12 protein-coding genes are annotated in these 14,604 nt (G+C 53.3%); 7 read left to right on the forward strand and 5 right to left on the reverse strand.

All coding sequences use genetic code 11. The features are described 5' to 3' along the window. Positions 1 to 77: 77 nt before the first annotated feature. From fkpB to caiF, 7 genes are all read left to right on the forward strand, one after another. Positions 78 to 527, forward strand: coding sequence for an FKBP-type peptidyl-prolyl cis-trans isomerase (gene fkpB / locus WC1_RS20510; protein WP_003018929.1), 450 nt, complete (start codon positions 78 to 80; stop codon positions 525 to 527). Between the two features lies 1 nt (position 528). Continuing rightward, on the forward strand, positions 529 to 1,479 hold the full coding sequence (ispH, locus tag WC1_RS20505) for a 4-hydroxy-3-methylbut-2-enyl diphosphate reductase (protein ID WP_003018925.1): 951 nt from the start codon (positions 529 to 531) through the stop codon (positions 1,477 to 1,479). A gap of 66 nt (positions 1,480 to 1,545) precedes the next feature. Then, positions 1,546 to 2,460, forward strand: a complete 915-nt coding sequence (gene rihC, locus WC1_RS20500; RefSeq protein WP_003018923.1) for a ribonucleoside hydrolase RihC — start codon at positions 1,546 to 1,548, stop codon at positions 2,458 to 2,460. Between the two features lie 173 nt (positions 2,461 to 2,633). Further along, the gene (gene dapB / locus WC1_RS20495) at positions 2,634 to 3,455 is read left to right on the forward strand and encodes a 4-hydroxy-tetrahydrodipicolinate reductase (RefSeq protein WP_003845676.1); all 822 of its coding nucleotides are present in this window, start codon (positions 2,634 to 2,636) and stop codon (positions 3,453 to 3,455) included. Between the two features lie 455 nt (positions 3,456 to 3,910). After that, positions 3,911 to 5,059: a glutamine-hydrolyzing carbamoyl-phosphate synthase small subunit gene (gene carA / locus WC1_RS20490; protein ID WP_003018918.1), complete on the forward strand. Its 1,149-nt coding sequence runs from the start codon at positions 3,911 to 3,913 to the stop codon at positions 5,057 to 5,059. A 17-nt stretch (positions 5,060 to 5,076) separates the two neighbouring features. After that, entirely contained in the window at positions 5,077 to 8,304 is a 3,228-nt protein-coding gene (gene carB / locus WC1_RS20485; RefSeq protein ID WP_003018915.1) for a carbamoyl-phosphate synthase large subunit, read from the forward strand. Between the two features lie 273 nt (positions 8,305 to 8,577). Further along, positions 8,578 to 8,973 carry a carnitine metabolism transcriptional regulator CaiF gene (caiF, locus tag WC1_RS20480; RefSeq protein WP_003018912.1) on the forward strand — a complete coding sequence of 132 codons (396 nt, stop codon included), beginning with the start codon at positions 8,578 to 8,580 and terminating at the stop codon, positions 8,971 to 8,973. A gap of 75 nt (positions 8,974 to 9,048) precedes the next feature. On the opposite strand, the gene caiE is transcribed toward caiF, so the two are convergent. The 5 genes from caiE to caiA form a co-directional block, all read right to left on the reverse strand. Further along, entirely contained in the window at positions 9,049 to 9,645 is a 597-nt protein-coding gene (gene caiE / locus WC1_RS20475; RefSeq protein ID WP_016149530.1) for a carnitine operon protein CaiE, read from the reverse strand. Positions 9,646 to 9,651: 6 nt separating this feature from the next. Further along, positions 9,652 to 10,437, reverse strand: coding sequence for a crotonobetainyl-CoA hydratase (caiD, locus tag WC1_RS20470; RefSeq protein ID WP_003018906.1), 786 nt, complete (start codon positions 10,435 to 10,437; stop codon positions 9,652 to 9,654). Positions 10,438 to 10,491: 54 nt separating this feature from the next. Beyond that, on the reverse strand, positions 10,492 to 12,045 hold the full coding sequence (gene caiC, locus WC1_RS20465) for a crotonobetaine/carnitine-CoA ligase (RefSeq protein WP_003845685.1): 1,554 nt from the start codon (positions 12,043 to 12,045) through the stop codon (positions 10,492 to 10,494). Positions 12,046 to 12,106: 61 nt separating this feature from the next. After that, entirely contained in the window at positions 12,107 to 13,324 is a 1,218-nt protein-coding gene (gene caiB / locus WC1_RS20460; protein WP_003018901.1) for an L-carnitine CoA-transferase, read from the reverse strand. A gap of 106 nt (positions 13,325 to 13,430) precedes the next feature. Continuing rightward, positions 13,431 to 14,573: a crotonobetainyl-CoA dehydrogenase gene (caiA, locus tag WC1_RS20455; RefSeq protein WP_003018898.1), complete on the reverse strand. Its 1,143-nt coding sequence runs from the start codon at positions 14,571 to 14,573 to the stop codon at positions 13,431 to 13,433. Between the last annotated feature and the right edge of the window lie 31 nt (positions 14,574 to 14,604).

Below are 14,604 nucleotides of genomic sequence, written 5' to 3' on the forward strand. Positions count from 1 at the left end.
TACTGCGATCCTTGTAGGCCCGGTAAGCGTAGCGCCACCGGGCAGACAGGCGGCAGCAATTTTAAAGAGCAACCTGCATGTCTAAATCAGTACAGAGTAACAGTGCGGTGCTGGTGCACTTCACCCTTAAGCTCGACGATGGCTCCACCGCAGAGTCAACCCGCAATAACGGCAAGCCTGCGCTGTTTCGCCTGGGCGACGGTTCTCTGTCTGAAGGACTGGAGCAACACCTGCTGGGGCTAAAAGAAGGCGATAAAACCACCTTTGCTCTGGAGCCGGATGCCGCCTTTGGCGTATCAAGTCCGGACTTAATTCAGTATTTCTCGCGTCGGGAATTTATGGACGCGGGCGAGCCAGAAATTGGCGCTATCATGCTCTTTACCGCAATGGACGGCAGTGAGATGCCTGGCGTGATCCGTGAAATCAACGGTGACTCGATCACGGTTGATTTCAACCATCCGCTGGCTGGGCATACCGTTCATTTTGATATTGAAGTGCTGGAAGTCGAACCGGCACTGGAGGCGTAAAATGCAGATCCTGTTGGCCAACCCGCGCGGTTTTTGCGCTGGCGTAGACCGCGCTATCAGCATTGTCGAAAACGCGTTGGCTATTTACGGCGCGCCGATTTATGTCCGTCATGAAGTGGTACATAACCGTTATGTGGTGGATAGCCTGCGCGAGCGCGGCGCTATTTTTATCGAGCAAATCAGCGAAGTGCCGGATGGCGCGATCCTGATTTTCTCCGCTCATGGCGTGTCTCAGGCGGTGCGTAACGAAGCCAAAGGCCGCGACCTCACGGTTTTTGATGCAACCTGTCCGCTAGTCACGAAAGTGCATATGGAAGTTGCCCGCGCCAGCCGTCGTGGCGAAGAATCCATTCTGATTGGTCACGCCGGACACCCGGAAGTTGAAGGCACGATGGGCCAGTACAGCAACCCGCAAGGCGGAATGTATCTGGTTGAATCACCAGATGATGTGCTGAAACTGAATGTGAAAAATGAAGGCAAATTATCCTTCATGACGCAGACCACGCTCTCCGTTGACGATACTTCTGACGTTATTGATGCTCTGCGTCAACGCTTCCCGAAAATTGTCGGACCGCGCAAAGACGATATCTGTTATGCCACCACCAACCGTCAGGAAGCGGTTCGCGCGCTGGCGGAACAGGCTGATGTTGTGCTGGTGGTCGGCTCGAAGAACTCCTCTAACTCCAACCGTCTGGCTGAACTGGCACAGCGAATGGGGAAAGCGGCGTATTTGATTGACGATGCGACCGACATCCAGGAAGCGTGGGTGAAAGAGGCGAAGTGCGTAGGTGTGACGGCCGGAGCCTCGGCGCCGGATATCCTGGTGCAAAATGTGATTGCTCGCCTGCAGGAGCTTGGCGGTGGGGAAGCTATTCCGCTGGAAGGCCGCGAAGAGAACATCGTTTTCGAAGTGCCGAAAGAGCTGCGTGTGGATGTTCGTGAAGTAGAGTAAGTCTTTCCGGTTACAATTATGAGAAGATGCCAGACTTAACGTCTGGCATTTTTTTATGGAGAAACCATGCGCTTACCGATCATTCTTGATACCGATCCCGGCATTGATGATGCCGCCGCCATTGCCGCCGCGCTGTTTGCCCCTGAGCTGGATCTGCAACTGATGACCACGGTAGCAGGCAATGTGTCGGTGGAAAAAACCACCCGTAATGCGTTGCAACTGCTGCACTTCTGGAATGCGGATGTTCCACTGGCGCAGGGAGCATCGATGCCGCTGGTGCGGCCACTGCGTGATGCCGCTTCCGTGCACGGCGAGTCCGGTATGGAAGGGTATGAATTTGTTGAACATGATCGCCAGGCGATGGCAAAACCCGCCTTCCAGGCGATTCGCGATGCGCTGATGCATGCCCCGCAGCCCGTGACGCTGGTGGCAATTGGCCCGCTGACCAACATTGCGCTGCTGCTGACCCATTATCCTGAATGCGTATTCAACATTCACCGTCTGGTGATTATGGGCGGCTCTGCCGGGCGCGGGAACTTCACACCCAACGCCGAGTTTAATATTGCTATCGATCCCGAGGCCGCCGCGAAAGTCTTCCAGAGCGGGCTGGATATTGTGATGTGTGGGCTGGATGTTACTAACCAGGCCATGCTCGCCCCGGACTATCTGGCGACGCTCCCCCAGCTTAACCAGACGGGAAAAATGCTGCACGCGCTGTTTAGCCATTACCGTAGCGGCAGTATGAATACGGGGCTGCGAATGCACGATCTGTGTGCCATTGCCTGGCTGGTGCGTCCGGAACTGTTTACCCTGCAGTCGTGTTTCGTGGCGGTTGAAACCCAGGGCGAATATACCTCGGGTACGACGGTGGTGGACATCGAAGGACGTCTGGGGCATCCAGCAAATGCGCAGGTTGCGTTGGGCCTGAACGTTGAAGGTTTCCAGCAGTGGGTGGCAGAGGTACTGGCGCTGGCCCCTTGATCTCCACGCTTTATAACCCGATGACGCTGCTTATTCCGTGGCGTCATGCCTTTTACTGATATCTCTGCCTGTTTATCATTAAATTCTAATTATCGACGTTTTCGGCTGGCGGCGCAGCGTTGCGCTGGTTAATCTGAAAACGATTTACGTAAAATTAACAAAAGAGAATAGCTATGCATGATGCACAAATCCGCGTTGCCATCGCGGGAGCCGGAGGACGCATGGGGCGTCAGTTGATTCAGGCCACTCTCGGCATGGAAGGCGTACAGCTGGGCGCGGCGCTGGAGCGCGAAGGTTCCTCCTTATTAGGAAGCGATGCCGGAGAGTTAGCGGGAGCCGGGAAAACGGGCGTTACCGTACAAAGTAGCCTTGAAGCGGTGAAAGATGATTTTGATGTTTTCATCGATTTTACCCGCCCGGAAGGCACGCTGACGCATCTGGCGTTTTGCCGCCAGTACGGTAAAGGAATGGTGATTGGCACCACCGGCTTTGATGACGCGGGTAAACAGGCTATTCGTGATGCCGCGCAGGAGATTGCTATCGTTTTCGCCGCGAACTTTAGCGTCGGCGTGAACGTTATGCTTAAGCTGCTGGAGAAAGCGGCGAAAGTGATGGGCGATTACACCGATATTGAGATTATTGAAGCCCACCACCGCCATAAAGTTGATGCGCCGTCAGGCACTGCGCTGGCGATGGGCGAGGCGATTGCCGGGGCGCTGGATAAAGATCTGAAAGACTGCGCAGTCTATTCGCGTGAAGGTTACACCGGCGAGCGCGTACCGGGCACGATCGGCTTTGCCACGGTGCGGGCGGGGGATATCGTTGGTGAGCATACCGCGATGTTTGCTGATATTGGCGAGCGTATTGAGATCACGCATAAAGCGTCCAGCCGCATGACTTTTGCGAACGGCGCGGTGAGATCGGCAATTTGGCTAAAATCAAAGTCAAATGGTCTTTTTGATATGAAAGATGTGCTTGATTTACGTAATTTATAGCTTTTACTACCCTTCGTGATGTGGTTATTGTAATCATAATTATTTGATTGCATGGGGCAATATTTTATTGCCCTTTAATTTTTATCTTTTGAATATATTTTTTCTTTTAAATGAGTGTTTGTATATGTTTTGTTGGGTTTTTATGTTACCTCAATGTAAATTTTGACCAAATGGTCCACTTTTTTCTCTCCCGCATTCTGTTTTTACACTCTTTGCCTACCGCAAGCGTTTTCCACCACAAGTTAGCTGATCTTTTTGCCTGTTAAATCGTGTGATTTATCCCAGTGGCGCAAAATAATAATAAAAATTACCCTTTTGGGTAGACTTTTACGTGGGCTATCTCTAGAATGCCGCCGTTTGCCAGAAATCCATAGGTAAGCAAATTTGCATTGATTCATGAGGTGTTAATGAATTAATATGCAAATAAAGTGAGTGAATATTCTCTGGAGGGTGTTTTGATTAAGTCAGCGCTATTGGTTCTGGAAGACGGAACCCAGTTTCACGGTCGGGCCATAGGGGCAACAGGTTCGGCGGTTGGGGAAGTCGTTTTCAATACTTCAATGACCGGTTATCAAGAAATCCTCACTGATCCTTCCTATTCCCGCCAAATCGTCACTCTTACTTATCCTCATATCGGTAATGTCGGCACCAATGAAGCCGATGCAGAATCTTCACAGGTACATGCGCAAGGCCTGGTCATCCGCGACCTGCCGCTGATTGCCAGCAACTTCCGCGATACCGAAGACCTCTCTTCTTACCTGAAGCGCCATAACATTGTGGCGATTGCTGATATCGATACCCGTAAGCTGACGCGTTTGCTGCGTGAAAAGGGCGCACAGAACGGCTGCATCATCGCGGGCGATAACCCGGATGCGGCGCTGGCACTGGAGAAGGCAAAAGCTTTCCCTGGCCTGAACGGTATGGATCTGGCGAAAGAAGTGACCACCGCGGAGCCTTATAGCTGGACGCAGGGGAGCTGGACGCTGGCGGGTGACCTGCCGGAAGCAAAATCTGCCGATGAACTGCCGTTCCACGTTGTGGCTTACGATTTCGGCGCTAAACGTAACATTCTGCGTATGTTAGCGGACCGCGGTTGCCGCCTGACGGTTGTACCGGCGAAAACCTCAGCAGAAGACGTTCTGAAGATGAATCCGGACGGTATCTTCCTGTCCAACGGCCCTGGCGACCCGGCGCCGTGCGACTATGCGATTACCGCGATTCAGAAATTCCTCGAAACCGATATTCCGGTATTTGGCATCTGCCTCGGCCATCAGCTGTTGGCGCTGGCGAGCGGTGCGAAGACCATTAAGATGAAGTTTGGCCACCACGGCGGCAACCATCCGGTAAAAGATATTGATAACAACACCGTGATGATCACCGCGCAGAACCACGGTTTTGCTGTAGATGAAGCCTCCATGCCTGCCAACCTGCGCGTGACCCACAAGTCACTGTTCGACGGCACCTTGCAGGGGATTCATCGTACCGACAAACCGGCATTCAGCTTCCAGGGGCACCCTGAAGCGAGTCCGGGTCCGCACGACGCTGCACCGCTGTTCGACCACTTTATCGAGTTAATTGAGCAATACCGTCAGTCCGCGAAATAATCAGGAGTAAAAGAGCCATGCCAAAACGTACAGACATAAAAAGTATCCTGATTCTGGGCGCGGGTCCGATTGTTATCGGTCAGGCGTGTGAGTTTGACTATTCCGGCGCACAGGCGTGTAAAGCCCTGCGTGAAGAGGGTTACCGCGTTATTCTGGTGAACTCCAACCCGGCAACCATCATGACCGACCCGGAAATGGCCGATGCCACCTACATCGAGCCGATTCACTGGGAAGTGGTACGCAAAATCATTGAGAAAGAGCGCCCGGATGCGGTGCTGCCAACCATGGGCGGTCAGACGGCGCTGAACTGTGCGCTGGAACTGGAGCGTCAGGGCGTGCTGGCTGAGTTCGGCGTGACCATGATTGGTGCCACGGCTGATGCGATTGATAAAGCAGAAGACCGTCGTCGCTTTGATATCGCGATGAAGAAAATTGGTCTCGACACCGCGCGCTCTGGCATCGCCCATACCATGGAAGAAGCGCTGGCGGTTGCTGCTGACGTGGGCTTCCCGTGCATCATCCGACCGAGCTTCACCATGGGCGGCACCGGCGGCGGTATCGCTTATAACCGTGAAGAGTTCGAAGAGATTTGCGAACGTGGTCTGGACCTTTCCCCAACCAACGAGCTGCTGATTGATGAATCGCTGATTGGCTGGAAAGAGTACGAGATGGAAGTGGTGCGTGATAAAAACGACAACTGCATCATCGTCTGCTCCATCGAAAACTTCGACGCGATGGGCATCCATACCGGTGACTCCATCACCGTAGCACCTGCCCAGACGCTGACCGACAAAGAATATCAAATCATGCGTAACGCCTCGATGGCGGTACTGCGTGAAATCGGCGTGGAAACCGGCGGTTCTAACGTCCAGTTTGCGGTAAACCCGAAAAACGGTCGCCTGATTGTCATCGAGATGAACCCGCGCGTATCCCGCTCCTCGGCGCTGGCGTCCAAAGCTACCGGCTTCCCGATTGCGAAAGTCGCCGCCAAGCTGGCCGTAGGTTACACCCTCGACGAACTGATGAACGACATCACCGGCGGCCGTACTCCGGCCTCGTTTGAGCCGTCCATCGACTACGTTGTGACGAAAATTCCACGCTTCAACTTCGAGAAATTCGTTGGTGCTAATGACCGTCTGACCACGCAGATGAAATCTGTTGGTGAAGTGATGGCGATTGGCCGCACCCAGCAGGAATCGCTGCAGAAAGCGCTGCGCGGTCTGGAAGTGGGCGCGACCGGCTTCGACCCGAAAGTCAGCCTGGACGACCCTGAAGCGCTGACCAAAATCCGTCGCGAACTGAAAGACGCTGGCGCTGAGCGTATCTGGTACATCGCCGATGCCTTCCGTGCTGGCCTGTCCGTCGATGGTGTGTTCAACCTGACCAACATCGACCGCTGGTTCCTGGTGCAGATTGAAGAGCTGGTGCGTCTGGAAGAAAAAGTCATTGACCTTGGCATCAACGGCCTCGACGCTGACTTCCTGCGCGTACTCAAGCGCAAAGGCTTCGCTGATGCGCGTCTGGCAAAACTGGCCGGCGTTCGCGAAGCGGAAATCCGCAAACTGCGTGACCAATATAACCTGCACCCGGTCTACAAGCGCGTGGATACCTGTGCGGCAGAATTCGCCACCGACACCGCTTACATGTACTCCACTTATGAAGATGAGTGTGAAGCGAATCCGTCCGTCGACCGCGATAAAATAATGGTGCTGGGCGGTGGTCCAAACCGTATCGGTCAGGGCATTGAGTTCGACTACTGCTGCGTACACGCCTCTCTGGCGCTGCGCGAAGACGGTTACGAGACCATTATGGTCAACTGTAACCCGGAAACCGTCTCTACTGATTACGACACTTCCGACCGCCTGTACTTCGAGCCGGTCACGCTGGAAGACGTACTGGAAATCGTGCGTATTGAGAAGCCGAAAGGCGTCATCGTACAGTACGGCGGCCAGACCCCGCTGAAGCTGGCGCGTGCGCTGGAAGCGGCAGGTGTACCGGTAATCGGCACCAGCCCGGATGCCATCGACCGCGCGGAAGACCGTGAGCGTTTCCAGCAGGCGGTTGACCGTCTGAAGCTGAAGCAACCGGCGAACGCTACCGTAACGGCTATCGAACAGGCTGTTGAGAAGGCGAAAGAGATTGGCTACCCGCTGGTGGTGCGTCCGTCGTATGTTCTCGGCGGCCGCGCGATGGAAATTGTCTACGACGAAGCCGACCTGCGTCGCTACTTCCAGACTGCGGTCAGCGTTTCTAACGATGCGCCGGTACTGCTGGACCGTTTCCTTGACGATGCGGTTGAAGTGGACGTGGACGCTATCTGCGACGGCGAAATGGTGCTGATTGGCGGCATCATGGAGCACATCGAACAAGCGGGCGTACACTCCGGTGACTCCGCATGTTCTCTGCCTGCGTACACCCTGAGCCAGGAAATTCAGGATGTGATGCGTCAGCAGGTGCAGAAACTGGCCTTCGAACTGCAGGTTCGCGGTCTGATGAACGTTCAGTTTGCGGTGAAGAATAACGAAGTTTACCTGATTGAAGTGAACCCGCGTGCGGCGCGTACCGTTCCGTTCGTCTCCAAGGCAACTGGCGTACCGCTGGCGAAAGTTGCGGCGCGCGTGATGGCCGGGAAAACACTGGCACAGCAGGGCGTAACCAAAGAAGTTATCCCGCCGTACTACTCAGTAAAAGAAGTGGTGCTGCCGTTCAACAAATTCCCGGGCGTTGACCCGCTGTTAGGGCCAGAAATGCGCTCTACCGGGGAAGTGATGGGCGTAGGTCGTACCTTCGCGGAAGCGTTCGCCAAGGCACAGCTGGGCAGCAGCTCCACCATGAAAAAACAGGGGCGTGCGCTGCTCTCCGTTCGCGAAGGCGATAAAGAGCGTGTGGTTGACCTGGCGGCGAAACTGCTGAAGTTTGGTTTTGAGCTGGATGCAACGCACGGCACGGCGATTGTGCTGGGCGAAGCGGGTATCAATCCACGTCTGGTGAACAAGGTGCATGAAGGGCGTCCGCACATTCAGGACCGTATCAAGAATGGCGAGTACACTTACATCATCAACACCACCGAAGGTCGTCAGGCGATTGAGGATTCCAAGCTGATTCGCCGTAGCGCCCTGCAGTACAAAGTGCATTATGACACTACCCTGAACGGAGGTTTCGCGACGGCGATGGCGCTGAATGCCGATGCCACTGAGAAGGTGACCTCGGTGCAGGAAATGCACGCGCAGATCAAAAAGTCATAAACAAAGAGTCCGGTGATAATTGCGTTAACCGGACCTGCAATATAATCTTGAAAGGGTTTCTGTAAAGAAACCCTTTTTTTATCTCTCGTAAGGTCATTCCTGGCCAAATGCAGTTTCATAACCACATTTTCAATGTAATAAGCACGATATTGCTCACACTAATCAACATTCAAGTCGCATACTATCTTTTATATCCACAATTTTAATATGGCTTAGTTTTTATTAATTTGGACAGGCCGTAGCCAGATTTTTAATTTGTGAAATGGTGTGCTTATGTGTGAAAAATATGTTGAAAGACCGCTTTATTTGTTAATTGCTGACTGGATGATGGCTGAAGATCGTTGGATCACCGCAAAAGAAATTTCCCGCCATTTTGATATTGAACACTGCAAAGCAATTAATACGCTCTCTTATATTCTGTCGGAAGTGGGAGAAATTGTTTGTGAAGTTAAGATGATCCCTAATCAGATTGCAGGCCGGGGCTGCCAGTGCCAGCGTCTGGTAAAAGTCATCAGTATTGATTCTCACCTCTACAACCGATTGAGCCACAATTTGCAGGAAAAAAAGGTGAGTGTGGCGAAAACGCCGCGGCTGTCTGCCGTTCCCCCAACAGAGCTCAACCGTGAGCAGAAATGGCAGATGATGCTCTCCAAGAGTATGCGTCGCTAATTGTCAGTTGCCTGATGGCGGTATAAACGGTGGTTGACGCGTAGGCCGGATAAGCGTGAGCGAATCCGGCATCAATTACTGTGCTGATTTGGGTTTTACGTCCGTCGTGCCTTTCAGGCGCGGCCGGTGTTCTTCGACTTGCGTTAATGGCTGCGTTTCGCGTAAACCTGCCCGGCAGCGGACCGCAAGATCCTGATACTCTTTGGTGTTTAACCGTTTCCAGTGCAGTTCCTGGTCCGTGACTTCACGCAATACGCGAGCGGGTGAGCCCACCAGCATCTGCCTTGCCTCCCCCTGAAATCCGGCTTTGACAAAGCTCATGGCGGCGACAATGCTCTCTTCACCAATCACTGCGCCGTCCATAATGACGCTGTTCATGCCGATCAGCGCATCTCTGCCCACCATGCAACCGTGCAGGATTGCGCCATGGCCGATATGCCCATTCTCATGCACGATGGTGTCAGTGTCGCAATAACCGTGCATGATGCAGCCATCCTGCAAGTTAGAACCTGCCTCCAGAATCAGGCGACCATAGTCACCGCGCAGTGAGGCATGCGGGCCGACGTAGACGCCAGCCCCCACGATCACATCACCAATCAACACAGCGCTGGGATGAACATACGCCTCTGGATGCACTACCGGAATCAGGCCTTCAAAGGCGTAATAGCTCATCTGTTATCAGCGTCCTTTCCACACCGGATCGCGTTTTTCCGCAAACGCCTGCGGTCCTTCGAGCGCATCTTCGGAGTGCAACACTGACGGATAGTGCTTCAGCACGCCGCTGCGGATGTAGCGGTAGCCTTCTTCTACCGGCATTTCGCTGGTCGCACGATAAATCTCTTTCAGCGCGGCGATCGCCAGTGGGGCGCTATTCACCAGCTGCTGCGCCAGTTCGCGCGCACTATCCATCAGTTCGCTCTGGCTGACAACGCGGTTGACGATACCCCAACGCAGCGCTTCTTCGGCACTCATTCGTCTGCCGGTCATCACCATTTCGTTGACGATAGCCGGTGGCAGCAGTTTAGGCAGACGGAGAACGCCGCCGCTGTCAGGCACGATCCCGAGCTTGGCTTCCGGTAGCGCGAAGCTGGCATTTTCCGCGCAGACGATAAAATCCGCCGCCAGCGCCAATTCAAAACCACCGCCAAACGCATAGCCGTTTACCGCAGCGATGACCGGTTTATTGAGGTCGAAAATTTCGGTTAAACCGGCAAAGCCGCCTGGGCCAAAATCGGCATCCGGCGCTTCACCTTCAGCTGCCGCTTTTAAGTCCCAGCCCGCAGAAAAGAATTTCTCACCGCCGCCGGTGATTATCGCTACGCGTAATTCCGGGTCATCACGAAAATTAAGAAACGCTTCACCCATGGCAAAGCTGGTTTTGGCATCAATGGCATTGGCTTTAGGCCGGTCGAGGGTAATTTCCAGAATCGGGCCGTTACGGGTCAGATGTAATGATTCACTCATAGTTCATCTCCAGATAAATAGATTTCCCGGCAGGAGGAATTCCTACAGGGAGGGTTATTTCAGATTTTTTTTGATTATTTTTCCTGAACAATTGCGCGGCAGGTCGGTTCTTATCTCCATAAACGAGGGAACCTTGAATTTCGCCATATTGTTTTCGCAGAAGCTGAAGAACTCGGCTTCGCTTAATGTTTCACCTTCATTAAGGACGATAAACGCTTTAATGGCTTCATCACGGATTGAATCTTTAATACCGACAACCACAATGTCCTGAATTTTCGGATGCGCAGAAATAATATTTTCCAGCTCGACGCAGGAGACATTTTCTCCGCCGCGTTTAATCATGTTGCAGCGTCTGTCGACGAAATAAAAATAGCCATCCGCATCCTGATAGCCCGAATCTCCGGTATGTAACCAGCCTTCAGGTTCCAGCGCTTTGGCGGTAGCCTCCGGCTGGGCATAGTACTCTTTGAAGATTGTTTTGCCCGGCACGCCTTTAATACAGATTTCGCCAATTTCTCCGGCGGGCAGGGGACGATTGTGATCGTCACGGATTTCGGCTTCATAGCTAAATCCCACGCGGCCAATGGAGGGCCAGCGTCGTTTGTCACCGGGACGGTCGCCGATAATACCGACGATGGTTTCAGTCATACCGTAGGAGGTCAGCAGCCTGACGCCAAAGCGTTCGGTAAAGGCGTCTTTTTCCTGTGCGGATAAATTGAGATAGAACATTACTTCGCGCAGGTGATGCTGTCTGTCGGTTGGCGCGGCAGGTTGTACCATCAGCGTTCTGATCATCATCGGAATGCATTCGGTAACCGTCGCCTTATATCTATGCACCTGATTCCAGAACGCCCTGGCACTGTACTTCTCTAGCAGCACAAAGGTGCTGCCAGCGGAGAATGCGGGCATTGCGGCGGTACACTGACAGTCGATATGAAAAGCGGGCATCACCGTCATGTAGACGTCATCATCGCGCAGAGCGATTTGCCAGGAAGTGTAGTAGCCTGCAAAACGCAGGTTGTAGTGGGTAATCACCACCCCTTTAGGCCGTGAAGTGGTGCCTGAGGTAAACAGAATTTCCGCCGTATCGTCAGTGGATAACGCGGGCGTATAACACAGCGTAGTCGACTGGCGGGATTGCAGTTGGGTAAAGTGGCTCACGCCGTCGTCAACCGGAAGCTGTTCGCCAATCAGACAGATATGATTAAGCGGTGTGGTATTTTCCAGCCGTATCTGGCGGTACATAGGATAAAACTGGGCGCTGGTGACCAGCAGGCTTACCTGGCTGTTTTGCAGGATCCAAGCACTTTCTTCGCCCAGTAAGCGGGCATTAATCGGTACCATAATGGCGCCAATTTTTGCCAGCCCAAACCAGCAAAAAATGAATTCCGGACAGTTATCCAGATGCAATGCGACCTTATCGCCCTTGCGGATCCCTAAGGAATGGAACAGGTTTGCCGTGCGGTTAATCTCTTCATTGAGCGAGGCATAGCTAAATTGCCGAACGACTCCTTCGCAGGATTCGAAAATTAACGCCGTTTTATCTCCGTACACCCCGGCCAGGTCGTCCCACATCTGACGTAAGTTTTGTCCGCCAACGATATCCATATTGCTTTATCCACTGAAATCAGGCGTGAGCGCTAACCAATGAGCGGTCAGCGCGTCGCGTTTATTCCTCAACTCTGGCCAGGCCTTTGCCGACCAGCTCATTTATGTCTGCTTCGCTATAACCAATGTTTTTCAGAATGGCGGCAGTATCCATGCCATGTGACGGCATGCCACGCCAGATTTTCCCCGGGTTGTTTTTAAATTTCGGCATGATGTTTGGCCCTTTGCAGGTGCGGCCATCCATTGTTTGCCACTGAGTAATGGATTCACGGGCAACGTACTGCGGGTTGCCTTCCAGTTCCGGAATGGTCAGCACCTTCGCGCAGGCGATATTCAGCTCAGCAAAACGCGCCTGGACTTCGGCGATGGTGTGTGTTGCCAGCCACGCGTCCAGTTTCTCTTCCACGAGCGGGCCGTAAGGGCATTCCACGCGATGGATAAGCTGGGTACCTTCCGGAACTTCCGGTGTGCCAAGAATGTGGGCGAGGCCAATATCTTTGAAGCACTCGTTGATTTGCGTGATGCCGACCAGCTCCATGACGATATAGCCATCGGCGCATTTATACAGGCCGCAGCCAGCGTAATACGGGTCTTTGCCTTTGGTCATGCGTGGGCAAATTTCGCCGCCGTTGAAGTAATCCATCATGAAATACTGACCCATGCGCAGCATCACCTCGTACATGGCGATATCGATGCTTTCACCTTTACCCGTTTCGCGGACTTTGTGCAGAGCCGCCAGCGCCGCTGTCGTTGCGGTCATCCCGGAGAAGTAATCGGCGGTGTACGGAAAGGCTGGCATTGGCTGATCCACGTCACCGTTTTGGATCAGATAGCCACTGAACGCCTGTGCGATGGTGTTATACGCCGGAAGATTGGTGTACTCCTCGGTACCAAACTGGCCGAAGCCGGAAAGGTGGGCGATAACCAGTTTCGGGTTATGTTCCCACAGCACTTCATCGGTAATACCGCGGCGGGCAAAGGCCGGGCCTTTACTGGCTTCAATGAAAATATCGGTGGTTTCCATCAGCTTCAGAAACGCTTCCCGGCCTTCATCTTTGAAAATATTCAGCGACAGGGCATGCAGATTACGGCGTGAGAGCTGCGGATAGTTAGGTTGCACGCGGATGGTATCGGCCCATGCGACGTTTTCAATCCAGATAACCTCAGCACCCCATTCGGCGAACATCTGTCCGGCGAACGGACCGGCAATTTCGATCCCTGAAAAGACAACGCGTACCCCGGAAAGCGGGCCGAAGGCTGGCATTGGTAAATGATTCATCATTTTTCTCCTGGCATTTTTTTTGTAGGCCCGGTAAGCGCAGCGCCACCGGGCATATTGCCGGATGGTGGCGTAAACGCCTTATCCGGCCTACGAAACGAACGAATCAACGGTATTGCTTCAATACCGCACGACCCAACGTCAGGATCTGCATTTCGTCAGAACCACCAGAAACACGGTCAACGCGCAGGTCGCGCCAGAAGCGCGTGATGCGATGGTTACCCGCGATACCCACGCCACCCAGCACCTGCATGGCGGTGTCTACCACTTCAAATGCCGCGTTGGCGCAGAAGTACTTGCACATGGCCGCGTCGCCCGAGGTAATAGTGCCGTTATCTGCTTTCCATGCGGCTTCCAGCAGCATGTTTTTCATGGAGTTCAGTTTGATCGCCATGTGCGCGAACTTCTCCTGAATCAGCTGGAAACGGCCGATCGTTTCGCCAAACTGTACGCGTTGGTTGGCATAACGCGCTGCGTCTTCAAAAGCGCACATTGCCGTACCGTAGTTGGTCAGTGCGACGAGGAAGCGTTCATGGTCAAACTCTTCTTTCACGCGGTTGAAGCCATTACCTTCCCGACCGAACATGTCTTTCTCGTCCAGTTCAACGTCATCAAAGGTGATTTCACAGCAGCTATCCATACGCAGACCGAGTTTCTCCAGTTTGTTGACCTTGATACCCGCCTTGCTCATGTCAACAAACCACTCGGTATAAACAGGTTTATCCGGCGATGCACCATCTCTCGCCATCACTACGATGTACGGGGTATAGGCGCTACTGGTGATAAAGCACTTACTGCCATTAAGATAAACCTTACCATTTTTGCGTGTATAAGTGGTTTTCAGACTGCCAACATCCGATCCCGCTCCCGGTTCGGTAATTGCAGAGTTCCACATCTGCTTACCTGTTCCCTGGAACGCCATGATTTTATCGATTTGTTCCTGAGTCCCTTCACGCAGGAAGGTGTTAAAACCCCCCGGTAACTGGTACAGCACATAGGTTGGCGCGCCCAGGCGGCCGAGTTCCATCCAGACGGCGGCAACGGTGACAAAACCGGCTTCCAGCCCGCCGTGTTCTTCCGGGATCAACAGGCTATCGATGCCCATATCTGCCAGTGCTTTTACAAAACGCTCAGGGTAGACGCTGTCGCGATCGCACTCGGCAAAATAAGCTTCCCAGTTCTCACTGGCCATCAGTTCACGAATACCGGCGACAAACAGTTCCTGCTCGTCATTTAAGTTGAAATCCATCTTTCAGCCTCTTGATCAATTGGGTTAATAA

The organism is Citrobacter sp. KTE30 (assembly GCF_000398825.1).
Classification (GTDB): Bacteria; Pseudomonadota; Gammaproteobacteria; order Enterobacterales; family Enterobacteriaceae; genus Citrobacter; species Citrobacter freundii.

Excerpts from the sequence above, each read along its gene's own strand:
- rihC (WP_003018923.1), top strand. The coding sequence starts at position 1,546 with ATGCGCTTACCGATCATTCTTGATACCGATCCCGGCATTGATGATGCC.
- dapB (WP_003845676.1), top strand. The coding sequence starts at position 2,634 with ATGCATGATGCACAAATCCGCGTTGCCATCGCGGGAGCCGGAGGACGC.
- carB (WP_003018915.1), top strand. The coding sequence starts at position 5,077 with ATGCCAAAACGTACAGACATAAAAAGTATCCTGATTCTGGGCGCGGGT.
- caiC (WP_003845685.1), bottom strand. The coding sequence starts at position 12,045 with ATGGATATCGTTGGCGGACAAAACTTACGTCAGATGTGGGACGACCTG.
- caiF (WP_003018912.1), top strand. The coding sequence starts at position 8,578 with ATGTGTGAAAAATATGTTGAAAGACCGCTTTATTTGTTAATTGCTGAC.
- caiB (WP_003018901.1), bottom strand. The coding sequence starts at position 13,324 with ATGAATCATTTACCAATGCCAGCCTTCGGCCCGCTTTCCGGGGTACGC.
- ispH (WP_003018925.1), top strand. The coding sequence starts at position 529 with ATGCAGATCCTGTTGGCCAACCCGCGCGGTTTTTGCGCTGGCGTAGAC.
- caiD (WP_003018906.1), bottom strand. The coding sequence starts at position 10,437 with ATGAGTGAATCATTACATCTGACCCGTAACGGCCCGATTCTGGAAATT.
- fkpB (WP_003018929.1), top strand. The coding sequence starts at position 78 with ATGTCTAAATCAGTACAGAGTAACAGTGCGGTGCTGGTGCACTTCACC.
- caiE (WP_016149530.1), bottom strand. The coding sequence starts at position 9,645 with ATGAGCTATTACGCCTTTGAAGGCCTGATTCCGGTAGTGCATCCAGAG.
- caiA (WP_003018898.1), bottom strand. The coding sequence starts at position 14,573 with ATGGATTTCAACTTAAATGACGAGCAGGAACTGTTTGTCGCCGGTATT.